We start from the raw sequence: 14,751 nt of genomic DNA on the forward strand, positions 1-14,751 counted from the left end.
CCCGCAGGCTTACGGGCCTTGGACGCTGAGGATCTGGACGGGGAGCTTGGGCTCGCCGTCGTTCTCGCCCATCGGGCCGGGGATGACGCCGCCCTCGGCGACCTTGTCGAGGACTTCGAGGCCGGCTGCGTCCGTGGACCCGAAGATGGTGTAATGCGGCGGCAGCGGGGAGTCCTTGGTGATGAGGAAGAACTGGCTGCCGTTGGTGTCCGGGCCGGAGTTGGCCATGGCGAGGACGCCTCGGGTGTAGAGGGTGTCCGAGGCGTTGGGGACCGGGGCCGCCCTGGTCCCGATCGGGTACTCGTCGGCGAAGCTGTAGCCGGGGCCGCCTGTGCCGGTGCCGGTCGGGTCGCCGCATTGCAGGACGAAAATGCCGTCCGTGGTGAGCCGGTGGCACGCGGTGTTGTCATAGAAATGCTGCTGCGCGAGGCTGAGGAAGTTGAGCACCGTGCAGGGCGTCTTCCCCGGTGTGAGGGTCAGGGGAATATCGCCTTGGTCAGTCGCGATCACCGCGTGCACGACGTCGGGGTCGGTGGGGGCGGCTCCGTTCGGCGGCGGGGCGACCGGCCGCGCGGGCGGGGCCACAGGGGTCGGCCGGAAATCGCACGGTGAGATCACTGGCGCGATCGTCGTGGCGCTGGGCGAGCTCTCCGTCGTCGGACTCGCGGCGAGCGTGGCCGAGCTGGCCGGGGTCGAGCTGGGCGTCAGCGCCGCAACGGTCGAGGTGGGGGCGCGATTGCACCCGGCGAGGAGCGCCGCCGCCAGCGCCGCTGACGCGAAAACCTTTCGGAACATGACCCGCCCGCGCTTAGCGCCCGGCGGGGGCGGGTTGGACCGGCGGAGCCGCAGGAGCGGGCGGAGCCGCAGGAGCGGGCGGAGCAGAAGCTTCCGCCTTCGCCCCGGAGAGATCCACGCCGAGGATCTTCACGGGGATCTTCGGGCTGCCGTCCGTCGGCTGCGGCTGGTTCGGGGCGGGAGCCTGGCCTGCCGGGGCGGCGACGCCGCCCGCCGCGACCTTGTCGAGCACCGCGAGCCCGGCCTCGCCGATGTGCCCGAAGACGGTGTACTTCGGCGGGAGCAAGGAATCTTTGTAGACGAGGAAGAACTGGCTGCCGTTGGTGTCCGGGCCGGAGTTCGCCATGGCGAGGACGCCTCGGGTGTAGTCCGTGGTCCCGTTGGTCACAGAGAGCTTGTTCTTGGAGACGGGAGACTCGTCGGCGAAGCTGTAGCCGGGGCCGCCGGAACCGGAGCCGGTCGGGTCGCCGCATTGCAGGACGAAAATGCCGTCCGTGGTGAGCCGGTGGCAGCTGGTGTCGTTGAAGAATTTCTGCTCCGCGAGGGAGAGGAAGCTCTGCGTCGCGCACGGGGCCTTGGCGCGGTCGAGGGTGAGCGGAATGTCGCCCTGGTCGGTCTTGAGCGTCAGGCTCTGCGTCGCGGGCGTGGTGACCGCAGGGCCGTTCGCGGGCCGGACCACCGGTTTCGACGGCGGCTCGGACGAGGTTTCGAACGCGCAGGAGAGCACGTCGGGCTTCGGCCGGGATTTGATCCACCAGAACACGCCGCCCGCGACAAGGGCGACGACCAGGACGCCGGCGAACACCAGGGTCAGCCGTTGGCGCTGACGCTCGCGCTCGACACGTTTGGCCAGCTGGCGCTGGAGCTTGCGTTTCGCTGCAGCTCGTTTTTGCTCGTTGCTCGGCAAGAGAGCTCAACCTCCATGGCATTCGGTCCCGGAATATTCAGACGATGCATTCTAGCGGAGAGCCGAAAGGAGTACGGCTAGACTTGACGGGCCATGCTCATAAAAAGCTTCTCCGCCGGGATGTTCCACACCAACTGCTACGTTCTCGCGCTCGCCCCTGGCGCGGACGCGATCATCGTGGACCCGGGCCAGTCCGCCGCGAAACAAGTGCGGCAAACCCTTGAAGAGCACAAGCTCAAGCCGGTCGCCGTGCTGCTCACGCACGGGCATATCGACCACATCTGGTCCGCCCGCGAGGTGTGCGACGAATACTCGATCCCGGCGTACATCCACCCCGACGACCGGGAGTTGCTGACCAAACCCGGCAAAGGGATCGGGGCCATGTTCGGCGCGCTGTCCTTTTTGACGGCGGGCACTGTCTTCCGCGAGCCGGAGAAAGTGCTCGACCTCGCGGACGGGGACGAGCTCGACATCGCAGGCCTGCGGTTCGCCGTGGACCTCGCCCCAGGCCACACGCCGGGGTCGGTGCTGTTCGGCGGTGAGTTCGACGGCATCGGCGAAGCCACCCAAGGTCTGCGGGGGGACGTGCCCTCCCGCTTGGTGTTCTCGGGCGACGTGCTCTTCGCGGGCTCGATCGGCCGCACCGACTTGCCAGGCGGGAGCATGCCGAGGCTTTTGCGCTCGATCCGCGAGAAGCTGCTGACGCTCCCCGACGACACCCTTGTGCTGCCCGGACACGGCCCGGCCACCACAATAGGCCGGGAGCGAAGGATGAACGAGTGGATCAGGGAGTTGCGGGCATGACCGAAACCGGCGCGCAGACCAAAAAGGCGCAGAAGCTTCAGGCGCCCAAAGGGGTGCCTGATTATTTGCCGCCGGACTCGGTGCGTTTTGTCGCGACGAAGCGCGCGCTGGTCGAGGCCGCGGAGCTGGCCGGGTACCAGCCCGCGGAGCTGCCGGTCTTCGAGGACACGGCCCTGTACGTCCGAGGCGTCGGGGAGTCCACCGACATCGTCGGCAAGGAGATGTACACCTTCCCGGACCAAGGCGGGCGCTCGCTCACCCTGCGCCCGGAGTGGACAGCGGGCGTGGTCCGGGCGGTGGTCGAGCATGGCTTGGACCGGGGCCAGCTGCCGGTGAAGCTTTGGTACGCGGGGCCGTGCTTCCGCTACGAGCGGCCGCAGTCCGGGCGGTACCGCCAATTCCAGCAGATGGGCGTCGAGGCGATCGGCGTGGACGATCCGGCGCTCGACGCCGAAGTGGTGGCGGTCGCGGACGAGGGCTTGCGCAGGCTGGGCCTGGGCGGCTACCGGCTGGAGATCAACTCCCTCGGGGACGAGACGTGCCGTCCCGAGTACCGGGAGCGGCTGCTCTCGTTCTTGCGCGGCCTGGACTTGGACGAGGCGACCCGCCAGCGCGCAGAGCGCAACCCGTTGCGGGTGTTGGACGACAAGCGGCCGGAGGTCAAGGCGCAGCTCGTGGGCGCCCCGCTGCTGGTGGACTGCCTCTCAGACTCCGCGAAGGAGCACTTCGAGACGGTGCTCGCGCATTTGCGCGGGCTGGGGGTCGAGTACACCTTGAGCCCGAAACTGGTGCGCGGGCTGGACTACTACACGAAGACCACCTTCGAGTTCGTCCACCCCGGGCTCGGGGCGCAGTCCGCCATCGGCGGCGGCGGCCATTACGACGGCCTGGTCGCCGACCTCGGCGGGCAGCAGCTGCCTGGCGTCGGTTTCTCCATCGGGCTGGAGCGGACCATGCTGGCCCTGGCCGCGGAAGACATCAAGGACGACGGCGCGGGCGCAGTCCCGGTGTTCGGCGTCGCGCTGGGTTCGGCGGCGAAAGAGCGGATGACGCGGCTGGCCGGCGAATTGCGCAAGGCGGACATCGGCGTGGACCTCGCGTACGGCGACCGGGCGATGAAGGCGGCGATGCGCGCGGCGGACCGCTCCGGCGCGCGGTTCGTGCTGATCCTCGGCGAGACGGAGCTGGCCTCCGAGCACGCGCAGCTGAAAGACATGCGCTCGGGCGAGCAGTCGGCGGTGCCGCTGCCGGACGTCGTCGCCGAGCTGGCGCGGCGGATCGCCGCCGAGCATTAGAACAGCGTCGCGGGTTCGGCCTGCGGCGACCGCGCCTTGGCCGAAGCAGCGCGCTGCGCGTCCGGCAGGCCCCGGTGCTCATGCCTCGGGGAGGCGGGCCGCCTGCCCCGGTGCCTGCGCAGGATCGGGGCCATCGTCTGCGAGAGCCAGGCGCGGTAGGCCGGGGTGACGTAGGAGCCCTTGGCGTAGAGCTCCTGGTACCGGGGCACGAGATCGGGGCGCTCCTGTTCGAGCCAGGACATGAACCAGCCCCGGGTGCTCGGGCGCAGATGCAGCGGGAACGCGGTGACGCCGGTGGCCCCGGCGGCGGTGACCTCCTTGACCAATTGGTCGAGCTGGTCCCGCGAGTCGGTGATGCCAGGCAGGATCGGCGCGGCCATGACGCCGCAGGAGAACCCGGCCTCGCGGACCGCCCGCACGAGGTCCAGCCGCGCCTTCGGGGTCGGCGTGCCGGGTTCGAGCGACTGCTGCAGCGGCTCGTCGACGAGGGCGATCGAGACCGCGAGGTGCACGCGGACCCGTTTGGCGGCCTCTTTGAGGACGGGGAGGTCTCGGCGCAGCAGGGTGCCTTTGGTGAGGATCGAGAAAGAGGTCCCGGAGCCCGCGAGGGCTTCGATCACCCCCGGCATGAGCCGGTAGCGGCCCTCCGCGCGCTGGTAGGGGTCGGTGTTCGTGCCCATCGCCACCGGCTCTTTGGCCCAAGACGGTCTGCGCAGCTCCCTGCGCAGCACTTCGACCAGATTGGTCTTCACGACGATCTGCCTGTCGAAGTCGTCGCCGGGATCGAGGTCGAGGTACTCGTGGCTGGAGCGGGCGAAGCAGTACCGGCAGGCGTGCGAGCAGCCGCGCATCGGGTTGATCGTCCAGCCGAAGGGCATGGACGAACTCTTCGGCACCCGGTTGAGCGCGCTGCGGCAGAGCACCTCGTGGAACGTGACGCCCGCGAAATCCGGGGTGGTCACCGACCGGAGGAACGTGGTCGCCTCAAGGCCGGGCAGCGCCTGCGTCTCGCCCGGACGGGCGCCTTCGCCGTCGTCGTTCCGAAGCAGCTGTCCTTGCCATCGCATACTGACAATGGAACACCCGTTCGGCTCCTATGTCAAGAACATTCGTTCGATAAATTTTGACTTCAAGATCGTTCGGCCAGGTGTGTCAGGGGTTGTTGAGGTCGCGGGCGCGGAAGGTGTCGCAGCTGTCGACCTGCCCGGTGTTGTAGCCCTCCATGAACCAGGCTTGGCGCTGCTGCGCGCTGCCGTGGGAGAACGACTCGGGGTTCACCCGCCTGCCTGCCCGCTTTTGCAGGCTGTCGTCGCCGATGGCCTGCGCGGTCTGTAGCGCCTCTTTGACGTCTTGCTCGGTGATGGACTTGATGAATGGCCGGTCGCTGCCCGGCGCGGGGATCCGCGTCGCCCAGTGCGCCCAGACCCCGGCGTAGCAGTCGGCTTGCAGCTCGGTGCGCACGCCGCCGGACTGCGCGCCCTTGGGGCTGCGCGAGGCGGCGGCGAGGGAGCCCTCGATATTGGAGATGTGGTGCCCGTACTCATGGGCGACGACGTACTCCTCGGATAAATTGCCGTTGCTGCCGCCGAGCCGCACCAGCTCCTTGAAGAAGGTCGGATCGAAGTACGCGGTGTGGTCGGCGGGGCAGTAGAACGGCCCGACCGAGCTGTCCGCCGCGCCGCAGCCCGTGTTGACCCCGCCGTGGAAGAGCTGCATCGTCGGTTTGACGTATGCCTTCCCGGTCTGCTCGGGGAGGATCTTGGCCCACACGCTGTTGACGCTGTTGCCGGTGTAGGCGATCAGGCAGGTCGCGTTCGTGTTGGCGAGGGAGGGGTTTCGTCCGCACTCCTTGAGCTCGGCCTCCAGCTGAGGGTCTTGCGCGCTCGACTGCGCGCCCGCGCCCGCGCCGTTGACGGCGTTCTGCAGCCGCCCCCCGCCGTTGCCGCCGAGCAAGAGGCCGAGCACGAGCACGATGATGCCGCCGACCCCGCCGCCGAGGGCGAGCTGCGGGCCTCGGCCCATGCCGCCTCCTCCGGTTTGGATGTCGCTCGCGTCGAGCTGGATGCCCTCGTTGAAGGTCACGGCGGTCTCCTAGGTCTGAAAAGGGTGGGCGAGCTGGATGCTACCAGAGCAAAGGTAAATCTGTTTTGATCTGGTGTTTCCCCGAGCGGGAAGCCTCTTGCGTTTCCGTCCGTCGAGGTGCAGACTAGAACGAACGCAAGAGTGACGCGCGTCATACTTTTCTGATGTTCGATGTGGTTCTCAATGAGGTGAGCGACATGTTTGAGTCCCGTGTTCTCCAGAACGAGCCGTCCTCGGCCGCAGCGGACCCCCGCGCCGTCCCGCGGGTGGTGGACCAGGTGGCGGACCAGCTCTTCGAGGCGGGGGTCCGCCATGTCTTCGGCGCGGGCGGCGAGCATGTCGACGACCTCTACGACGCCGTGCAGAGCAGGGCCGGCATGACCGCGGTGGTCGCCAAGCACGAGTTCTCGGCGGCGGCAATGGCGGACTGCTACGCCAGAGTCGGCGGGCGGCCCCGTCCGGTCTGGGGCCGCAGCGAGTCGGTCGGACGGGTCGGGGTCGTCATGGCGGGCTCGGGAGGCGGATGCCTGAGCCTGGTCCCCGCTCTTGGCGAGTCGTTCACGAGCAGGGTGCCGGTGCTCGCGCTCGTCGGACAGCCGCCCGTCAACGCGGCGGGTTTCGGGGCGTTCGGCGACGGCAGCGGGCGGACGGGGAGCCTGGACGTGGCGCAGGTGCTGCAGTCGGTCTCCGTGTTCTGCCGACGCGCGCAGGACCTGTCGCTGGTCGCGAACCTCGTCGAGCAGGCGCTCGAAATGGCGCTCCGGCTGTCCGGGCCCGCCGTGGTCATCTTGCCGAAAGACATCCAGCAGACCCGGCTGCCGGGCAGGCCGCGCCTGCTGGCCTCGTCGTCCCCGGCGGGGAAATTGCGGGCGAACGGGCTCGGCCTGATGGGGTTCGCCACCGAACTGGCGAAAGCCGCCCCGAAGGTCGTCATCATCGCGGGAGAGGAGATCGGCAGGCACGGCGCCCGCGCGGAGCTCGCCGAACTGGCCCGTGTGCTCGGCGCGAGCGTGGCCGTCGCCCCGGAGGCGAAAGACGCGATCAGCCCGGCGGACCGCCACCTCATCGGGGTGGCGGGCAGCATGGGCCATCCGCAGGTCGGCGAAGCGATCCGGAGGGCCAAGGTGTGCCTGCTCATCGGCACCAGGGCTCCGGAGCAGACCCGCTGCGGCCTCGAACAGGCGCTCAAGGGCGTGGAGGTGCTCTCCCTCGGGGAGCGTCCGCCGCACATCGAAGCGGCGCATCTGCTCACCTCGGACCTCCGAGGCACGCTGAGGGTGCTGTGCAAGGCGCTGCGGCCGATGTCCCAGCACCGCCAGCCCGAGCGCCACGCGCCCTCGGCGCTCCCCGTCCCCGCCCGCTCCGGCCACGGGATCAGCCACGCGGACGTGGTCGCCGCGTTGGACGAGGCGGTCGGGCAAGGCGCGGACATCGTCGTGGACACGGGGAACATCGGGGCCTCGTGCCTGCACCGGCTCCCATGCCGGGAAGAGGGCAGGTTCGTGGTCGCGCTCGGAGCCGCCACGCCGGGCTACAGCTTCGGCGCGGGGATCGGGTGCGCGTTCGCGAGGGGCAGGCGCACGTTCGTGGTCGCAGGGGACGGGGCGTTTTACGCGCACGGCATGGAATTGCACACTGCGGTCGAGCACGAGCTTCCGATCACGTTCGTCATCTGCAATAACAACGCGCACGGCAGGAGCGTGGTCCAAGAGCAGCTCTTCCATTCCGGCGGGCACGGCCGCTACCGTTTCCGGCCCGCGTCGATCGCGGCCGGCGTCGCGGCGATGTTCCCCGGCCTGCCGGCAGCTTCGGCGCGGACTTCTTCGGAGCTGCGCAGCGCGTTGGCGGAAACAGCGGAGGCGGACGGTCCGGCGCTCGTGGAAGCGCTCTGCGACCCGGACGAGATCCCGCCCTTCCTCCCGTTCCTCTCGGCGCTGGCGTAGCAGGCCCCGCGCTCTCAGCAACCGCTCAGCCTGTCTTGGCAGGATGGCACGGTGCTCAACCCAATGACGTACCACCTCGGGACGTTGGCGGCCCAGCCCGTCGTGTCGTTCGCCATCTCTGCGGGCAGTCCGATGATGCGATACCGCAACGGGATCAAGATCCAGCAGGGCTGGTTCCCGTGGGTCGTGGAGATCCTCGCGGTCACCGCGCTCGCCTACGCGCTCAGCGGCCGCGACAGGACCAAACGGTGGTGGCTGTGCTGGGTCCCGGTGGCCGCGCTGGTGGCGTTCGGCGTGCTTTGGGCGGTGTACCATTACATCGAGGAGAACGGGCTCGCGGGGGATCCCGCGCCGAGCGCGCTCTGGTTCTGGGTCGGCGTGTCCGGGGCCGCGCTCGCGGTGCTCGTCCTCGGCTGGCGGGGGCAGTGGTGGGGAAGGCGCGCGGTCGCGCTCCTCGCGGTGCCGCTGTGCCTGCTTTCGACGGGCGTGGTGGTCAACCAATGGGTGGGGTACTACAAGACTTTGGAACAGGCGTGGGACGAGCTGACGGCGGGGCCGCTGCCGAACGAGGTGAGCGCCGCCGACCTCCCGGCGCTGCAGGGCACCACGCAGACCGCGGGGCGCGTGGTGCCGGTGGATATTCCGAACGACGCGAGCCGGTTCACCCACCGCACGGAGTACGTGTACCTGCCGCCCGCGTGGTTCGCCTCGAAACAGCCGCCGCAGCTGCCGGTGGTCATGATGATCGGCGGCGAGTTCGACACGCCGTCGCACTGGATCCGCGTTGGCGACGCGGCGGACATCGCCGACAAATTCGCCGCCGAGCACGACGGCAACGCGCCGATCATGGTCTTCGTGGACACGAGCGGGAGCTTCAACACCGACTCGGAGTGCGTGAACGGGCCGAGGGGCAACTCCGAGGACCATCTGACGAAAGACGTCCCGCCGTACGTGGTCTCGAAATTCGGCGCGAGCGAGGATCCCGCGAAATGGGGGGTGGTCGGCTGGTCGATGGGCGGGACGTGCGCGGTGAACCTCGCCGCTCGCCACCCGGATCTGTTCAGCGGCTTCGTGGACATCGCGGGGGACATCCGGCCGAGCGCTGGGGACGAGGCGACCACGGTCAAGCATTTGTTCGGCGGCGACAAGGCGGCCTACGACTCGTACGCCCCGCTCAACGCGATCAACGCGCACGGGCGTTACGACCGCACGGCGGGCTGGTTCCAGACTTCCAGCACGCCGATGAAAGCGCCGAAAGGGCAGAAGCCGAAACCGGCGGCCGCGAACGCGGGGAACGTCGGCTTCGGCGGGTACGACCCAGGCGGGTTCGCGGGGTCGGGCGACTACCTCGGAGCTGCGCGGAAGCTGTGCCATGCTGGCGAGCAGCACGGCATACAGTGCTCGGTGATCGTCAAACCGGGCAGGCACACGTGGGATTTCGCCTCCTCGGCGTATCGAGACGCGCTGCCATGGCTGGCCGGGTATCTTGGTACTCCGGGTGTGCCGCCGTCGCCGTTGCCGGCTTCCACGCCAGCGACTCAGTAGGCGCCTGTTTCTGGAGTTGTCCGGTGGCGCGCAAGGCTTGACCTGATGATCGGAGTGTTCTTTTTGTTGTTTTCGAAGTCTATGGGCAAGGTCGTCGGATGGCTCCGGGCGTTCGGCGCGCTCACGATCTTGCTGGCTCTGCTTGCGAGCAACACGCCTGGCCGGATCGGCCTGATCCCGTCCGCCTCGGCGGACCCCGAGGTCGAAGATCCGATCCCCGCCGCGATCGACGAGAAGGGGCTCGACGCGCTGCGAGGCGTCCCGCAGCCGCTCGGGAAGCTGGTCAGGGTGGACATCCCCGACACGGTGAGCCATTTCCCGCACCGGCCAGAATACGTGTACCTGCCGCCCGCGTGGTTCGCCTCGAAACAGCCGCCGCAGCTGCCCGCAGTGATGATGATCGCGGGGCAGGGGGACTCGCCGGAGTATTGGGCGCGCAACGGCCAGGCCGTGCAGATCGCGAATGACTTCGCCGCCGAGCACGGGGGGAACGCGCCGATCCTGGTCTTCGTCGACTTCGGCGGGTACTCCAACGCCGACACAGAGTGCGTGAACGGGCCGAGGGGCAACGCCGAGGACCATCTGACGAAAGAGGTGCCGCAGTTCATCGTGTCGAAATTCGGCGCGAGCCCTGCCGCGAGCAGCTGGGGCCTCGTCGGCTGGTCGATGGGCGGCACGTGCGCGGTGACCCTGGCGGTGACCCACCCCGAGCAGTTCAGCGGGTTCGTGGACATCGTCGGCTTCCTGCGCCCGTCGCTCGGCGAGGACGCGGACACCCTCGGCGAGCTGTTCGGCGGCAACAAGGCGGCGTACGACCAGCACGACAACCTCGCGGTGATGGCGCAGCGCGGCCATTACCCGCGCACCGCTGGCTGGTTCCAGGTGACCGGCCATCCTGGCCGGGTGAACGAGGCGAAGTCGGATTCGGACCCGAACGTCTGGGTCGACCCGGACTCGACCAACGCGGCCACGACATTGTGCGAAGCCGGGCGGAAGGTCGGCATCGCGTGTTCGGTCTATGTCGGCCCCGGCAGGCACTTGTGGCCGTTCGCGCGTTCCACGTTCGCGGACTCGCTGCCGTGGCTCGCCGGCTACCTGCACACCCCCGGCGTTCCGGAGATCCCGCTCGTCCCGTCCGACATCTGAGCCGCAGCCCCGCCTGAGCGGAGGGCTAAAGCGTTTTCGTCACTTTGCTGAGCCCGCGCGGGGAGTCGGGGTTTTCGCCGCGCAGCAGCGCGAGGCGGAGCGCGAGCGCCTGCGCGGGCAGGACTTCGAGCAAGGGGGAAGCCGCTTCTGCGACCGGGCCGGGGAGGACGATCCCGGCCCCGGCGGCGCGGACGCTTTCCTCCGATCCGAGGCAAACGACGTCAGCGCCTTGGCGGCGCAGCTCCGGCAGGACGCTCCGCGCGGCCTCTCCGCCTCTGCCCTCGGCGGCGACGAGCAGGACGGGCGTGAGCGCGTCCAGCGCCGCGAGCGGCCCGTGCAGGAGATCCGCGGCGGAGAAGGGGAGCGCGAAGAGATAGCTCGTCTCCATCAGCTTGAGCGCCGCTTCTTTGGCCGTGGCGGACGAGTAGCCCCGCCCGACCGCCACCGCGCGGGAGGCGAAGCGGTAGCGCTCGGCGAGGCGGACGACCGCTTCCTCCTGCCTGTCGAGGAGCTCGCGCGCCAACCCCGGCAGCGTCCGGGCTGTTTCGTCCGTCTCGCCCCGGAGCGCGCCGACCAGCGAGTGGAGCGCGAGGAGCTGCGCGGTGTAGGACTTGGTCGCCGCCACGGCCCGCTCCGGTCCGGCGAGCACGTCGATATGCTCGTGCGCGGCTTGCGCCAACGGCGAGCCGGAGGCGTTGGTCACGGCGAGGGTGAGCGCGCCTCCCTCGCGCGCGGCGGCGAGAGAGCGCGCGAGATCGGGGGAGCCGCCCGACTGGCTGATTCCGATGACGAGCGCCCCGGCGTAGTCCGGCCGGGCTCCGTAGACCGTGAGCGAGGCGGGGGACGCGAAGCCGGCCGGGACGGAGAGGAGCGTTTCGAACAAGTACTTCGCGTACAAAGCCGCGTGGCCGCTCGTGCCTCGGGCGGCGAAAATCACATGCTTCGGGCCGAATTCGGCGATCCGCCTCGCGGCCCGGACGACGGATCCCAGCCCGTTGGCGAGAAAACGCGACCAGGCCTCCGGCTGCTCGCGGATCTCGGCTTCCATCAGCGAGCCGGGAGCGCTCATCGGTTCCTCTCGGCGAGGATCAACGCCCCGTGCGCTGGCGGTTTGTCGAGCACGGACACCTCTGCGAACCCCGCGTCGAGCAGTTTCGCGCGCACCTCGTTTTGGAACGAGGAGGTATAGGTGAGCAGTCCGCCGGCCAGCACGACTTCCAATGTACCGGCAATCGGCTCCTGCCCGAGCCGGTTGCGCACGGTCTGGGCCAGCTCGAGCAGCGCGAGGGCGGCCCGCTCCCGAATACGCGCGGCGGACGGCTCGCCTTGTTCGGCAAGGGCGAGGACGAGCTCGGCGCGCTTGGCCCACGCCCGACGCTCCTGCTGGGCGTACGCGTGGTCGAGCAGCTCGATCGCGGAGGCGCAGCCGCAGTGGCGCAGCAATTGGCGGCTCAGCTCGTCGTGGCCCTCGCCCCGGTCGTCGGCCCGCAGCGTGTGGCGGACCGCCTCGCGGAAGATCCAGAACCCGCTTCCCTCGTCGCCGAGCAAGTACCCCCAGCCGCCCGCTCGCGCGCTCTGCCCGCCCGGCGCGACGCCGAAAGCGACCGAGCCGGTGCCCGAGAGCAGCGCGATCCCGGTGTCCTTGCCCGCGGCGGGGAGCAGCAGCTCGGTGTCGTGCGCGGCGGAGACTTTCGCTCCCGGCGCGCGTTCGCGCAGCATCGCTTTGAGCAGGCCGATCTGCCGCTCGCTGTCCGCGCCCGCCGCCCCGACGCAGATCGAGCGCACCGCGCCCGTGTCGAGGCGGGCGAAGATCTCGTCGAGGCGCTGGCACACCAGCTCCTGGCTGACCGATTGCAGATTGGCGCTGCCGGTGGTGCAGTCCAAGACGACTTCGCCGTCCCTGGCGGCGATGACGTGGGTCTTCGATCCGCCGATGTCGATGCCGACAGCGATGCCCATGCCGCTCATCGGCGTCCTCGATTCGCGTTCCCCTCGGAATTCTTCTCGTCAGATTGGGGCGAGGGCTCGTCGGGCCACTGCCGTTTGCCGAAAAATTTCGACGGGGCCCCGTTCGCCCAGAACCGCTCGATCTCCTCCACGTCGCGTCCTTTCGTCTCCGGGGCGAGCCGCCAGACGAAGCCGAAAGCCGCCGCCGCGACGGCGGCGAGCAGCGCGAACGTCCCGGCTCCGCCGAACGTGTGCAGCACGGTGAGGAACTGCCACGAGACGACGACATTGGCCGCCAAATCGGCGGTGAGCAGGGCGCTGGACCCGGTCGAGCGCAGCCGGGCGGGAAAACTCTCGCCCGCGTATGCCCAGATCAGCGCCCCGAACCCGAAGGTGAAGCCCATCGTGAACGCCGCCGTCCCGACGAAGCCGAGCACGCCCTCCCAATGGCTGAACCGGACCTCGGCCTCGGGATGTCCGGCCGCTGTGTTTCCCAAAAACAGGACGGAGAGCAGGACGCAGGAGGCGGCCATGACGGCGATCCCGGTCAGCAGCACCGGTCTGCGTCCGAGCCGGTCGACGACCGCCATAGCGAGGAGCACCGACGCGAGGCTCGCCGCCTGCACCCCGGCGGAGACGGTCAGCGCGTCGTTCTCGCCGAAGCCCATCGCCTTGAAGATGGCCGGACCGTAGTAGACCACCGCGTTGACACCAGTGAGCTGCGCGAACGCCCCGAGTCCGACGACGAAGACGAACCCCCGCGCATACGGGGGGCGCAGGATCTCCCGGATCCTCGTCCACGTCGGCCCCGTTTCTTCCGGAGCGTTCGCCGGTTCGGGCAGCGACATGAGCAGGACGCACGCCAGCACGGCGGGGATCGCCGCGACGGCGAGCACGGCGCGCCACGCCTCGTGGCCGCTCGCGACGCGGGCGCAGAGATAGCCGAGAATGATGCCGCAGACGCAGGCGACCTGATACGAGGCCAACAGCGCGCCGCGCCGCCGCGTCGGGGCGGACTCGGCGACGAAGACCGGCACCGCCACGATGGACACGCCCGTGACCAGGCCGACGAAGAACCGCGCCACGATGAGCGGACCGAGCCCCCAAGCGAGGGCGGAGAAGAGAGAGAACACCGCGAAGCCCGCAGCGACCAGCAGGGTCGAGCGCCGCCGCCCGGCTCTCTCGATGAAGGGCGAGCCGAGCGCGGCTCCGAGAAGCTGGCCGACCACGGCGGCGGTGGTGAGGGTTTCTTTGTGCGCGTCGTCCAGCTGGAACTGATGCTCCAACATGAACAGCGTGCCGCCGATGATCGAGCTGTCGTACCCGTAGACGACTCCGAGGGCGATGGTTGTGGCGGCGAGCGCGCGCACCGAGGCTGGCATTTGTCGATTATCCGCTATCGCCCGCCGAGCGGCAGCGGAGGGAGAAACCAGAAGCGCCCGGCCCTCGGAATATTCCGAGGGCCGGGCGCTTCTGGTTTCGCGAGGCTTAGTTCTCGCTGTCGTTCTCCGCCGGAGCGGGGTCGGTCGCGGGAGCGGCCTCCTCGTTCACGTCCGCGGCCGAGGGCTGCTCGTCGTAGTTCGGCATCAAGTCTTCGCCGCAGTGCTTCTGGTAGAGGCCGTTGAAGCCCTGGAACGCTTGGATCGCGTTCTTCACGGTGTCGAACATCGTGTTCGCCAGCTCGTTCATCGGGGGACGGGGCGCGAGCGGGTTGGAGGCGTTGTCGAACGAGGTCGCCGTCTCGTCGTTCACCTGGGCGAGGTTGTCGGCGGAGTCCCGCAGGTCTTCCAGCTCGATCCCGGCCTCGGCGGCGCGAAGCTCGCCGCTGGACTGGCGAAGCGAACGCGAGAGGTCGCGAGCCTTGAAGAACAGGTCGATGATGTTGACCTGGCCGGTCTCAAGCTCCGGGTTGTCCGGGTGCGGCAGAGCGGGGGAGATGGTCTGCGCGATGCCGTGGATTTTGTCCATGTTGGCCGCAGAGTCGCGCGCGGCGGCGCCGAGAGCGTCGCACGAGGACTGGGCTTCCGGGGCGGGGTCGGCGTGCGAGAAGGCGGCGACGCCGAACCCGGCCACAGCGATGGAGCTCAACAATGCGGTGGTCGCGCGAAATGCTTTTATGGACAACTTCGACTCTTTCAGGTATCTCGGCTCGTTCAGCCGTCGGTATCGACTTGGCTGGACGCGCAGCGGTTCGTTGCAGGGCCAGCTTTGGCACTGGTGAACTAGGCACGTCCAGCCAAGATCAGACAACTTGATGTCATCGCCGTCTCCTCGTCTGCGCGTCGCT

13 protein-coding genes are annotated in these 14,751 nt (G+C 69.2%); 5 read left to right on the forward strand and 8 right to left on the reverse strand.

Going from position 1 to position 14,751, the window contains the following annotated elements:
- Positions 1-9: 9 nt before the first annotated feature.
- Positions 10-795, reverse strand: coding sequence for a peptidylprolyl isomerase (locus HMPREF9336_RS09465; protein ID WP_007471237.1), 786 nt, complete (start codon positions 793-795; stop codon positions 10-12).
- Between the two features lie 13 nt (positions 796-808).
- Complete coding sequence (locus tag HMPREF9336_RS09470; RefSeq protein WP_007471239.1) at positions 809-1,702, reverse strand: peptidylprolyl isomerase; 894 nt, start codon at positions 1,700-1,702, stop codon at positions 809-811.
- Between the two features lie 93 nt (positions 1,703-1,795).
- Here HMPREF9336_RS09470 and HMPREF9336_RS09475 point away from each other — a divergent pair, with 93 nt between their 5' ends.
- On the forward strand, positions 1,796-2,506 hold the full coding sequence (locus tag HMPREF9336_RS09475; RefSeq protein WP_007471241.1) for an MBL fold metallo-hydrolase: 711 nt from the start codon (positions 1,796-1,798) through the stop codon (positions 2,504-2,506).
- Positions 2,503-3,801: a histidine--tRNA ligase gene (gene hisS, locus HMPREF9336_RS09480; RefSeq protein ID WP_007471243.1), complete on the forward strand. Its 1,299-nt coding sequence runs from the start codon at positions 2,503-2,505 to the stop codon at positions 3,799-3,801. Before HMPREF9336_RS09475 ends, hisS begins: the two co-directional genes overlap by 4 nt.
- On the opposite strand, the gene HMPREF9336_RS09485 is transcribed toward hisS, so the two are convergent.
- Both HMPREF9336_RS09485 and ypfJ read right to left on the reverse strand, forming a co-directional pair.
- Positions 3,798-4,868: an Rv2578c family radical SAM protein gene (locus tag HMPREF9336_RS09485; protein WP_007471245.1), complete on the reverse strand. Its 1,071-nt coding sequence runs from the start codon at positions 4,866-4,868 to the stop codon at positions 3,798-3,800. The two genes, hisS and HMPREF9336_RS09485, sit on opposite strands and share 4 nt — an antisense overlap.
- An 85-nt stretch (positions 4,869-4,953) precedes the next feature.
- Positions 4,954-5,883: a KPN_02809 family neutral zinc metallopeptidase gene (gene ypfJ, locus HMPREF9336_RS09490; protein ID WP_007471247.1), complete on the reverse strand. Its 930-nt coding sequence runs from the start codon at positions 5,881-5,883 to the stop codon at positions 4,954-4,956.
- Positions 5,884-6,047: 164 nt separating this feature from the next.
- Between ypfJ and HMPREF9336_RS09495 the strand changes: the two genes are divergently transcribed.
- The 3 genes from HMPREF9336_RS09495 to HMPREF9336_RS09505 all read left to right on the forward strand — a co-directional run bounded on the left by HMPREF9336_RS09495 (position 6,048) and on the right by HMPREF9336_RS09505 (position 10,517).
- On the forward strand, positions 6,048-7,826 hold the full coding sequence (locus tag HMPREF9336_RS09495) for a thiamine pyrophosphate-binding protein (RefSeq protein ID WP_021030422.1): 1,779 nt from the start codon (positions 6,048-6,050) through the stop codon (positions 7,824-7,826).
- 135 nt (positions 7,827-7,961) lie between these two features.
- A complete protein-coding gene (locus HMPREF9336_RS09500; RefSeq protein ID WP_051357322.1) occupies positions 7,962-9,371 on the forward strand; it encodes an alpha/beta hydrolase in 1,410 nt (469 codons plus the stop codon).
- Between the two features lie 45 nt (positions 9,372-9,416).
- A complete protein-coding gene (locus HMPREF9336_RS09505; RefSeq protein ID WP_007471252.1) occupies positions 9,417-10,517 on the forward strand; it encodes an alpha/beta hydrolase in 1,101 nt (366 codons plus the stop codon).
- 25 nt (positions 10,518-10,542) lie between these two features.
- On the opposite strand, the gene HMPREF9336_RS09510 is transcribed toward HMPREF9336_RS09505, so the two are convergent.
- From HMPREF9336_RS09510 to HMPREF9336_RS09525, 4 genes are all read right to left on the reverse strand, one after another.
- Positions 10,543-11,565 (reverse strand): SIS domain-containing protein, encoded by a 1,023-nt coding sequence (locus HMPREF9336_RS09510; RefSeq protein WP_051357323.1) that lies wholly within the window; start codon positions 11,563-11,565, stop codon positions 10,543-10,545.
- A 17-nt stretch (positions 11,566-11,582) separates the two neighbouring features.
- Positions 11,583-12,476: an N-acetylglucosamine kinase gene (locus HMPREF9336_RS09515; protein WP_244431618.1), complete on the reverse strand. Its 894-nt coding sequence runs from the start codon at positions 12,474-12,476 to the stop codon at positions 11,583-11,585.
- 5 nt (positions 12,477-12,481) lie between these two features.
- On the reverse strand, positions 12,482-13,846 hold the full coding sequence (locus HMPREF9336_RS09520; protein WP_007471268.1) for an MFS transporter: 1,365 nt from the start codon (positions 13,844-13,846) through the stop codon (positions 12,482-12,484).
- 106 nt (positions 13,847-13,952) lie between these two features.
- Positions 13,953-14,552, reverse strand: a complete 600-nt coding sequence (locus HMPREF9336_RS09525) for a hypothetical protein (RefSeq protein WP_007471270.1) — start codon at positions 14,550-14,552, stop codon at positions 13,953-13,955.
- Between the last annotated feature and the right edge of the window lie 199 nt (positions 14,553-14,751).

The organism is Segniliparus rugosus ATCC BAA-974 (genome assembly GCF_000185725.2).
Taxonomy (GTDB): Bacteria; Actinomycetota; Actinomycetes; order Mycobacteriales; family Mycobacteriaceae; genus Segniliparus; species Segniliparus rugosus.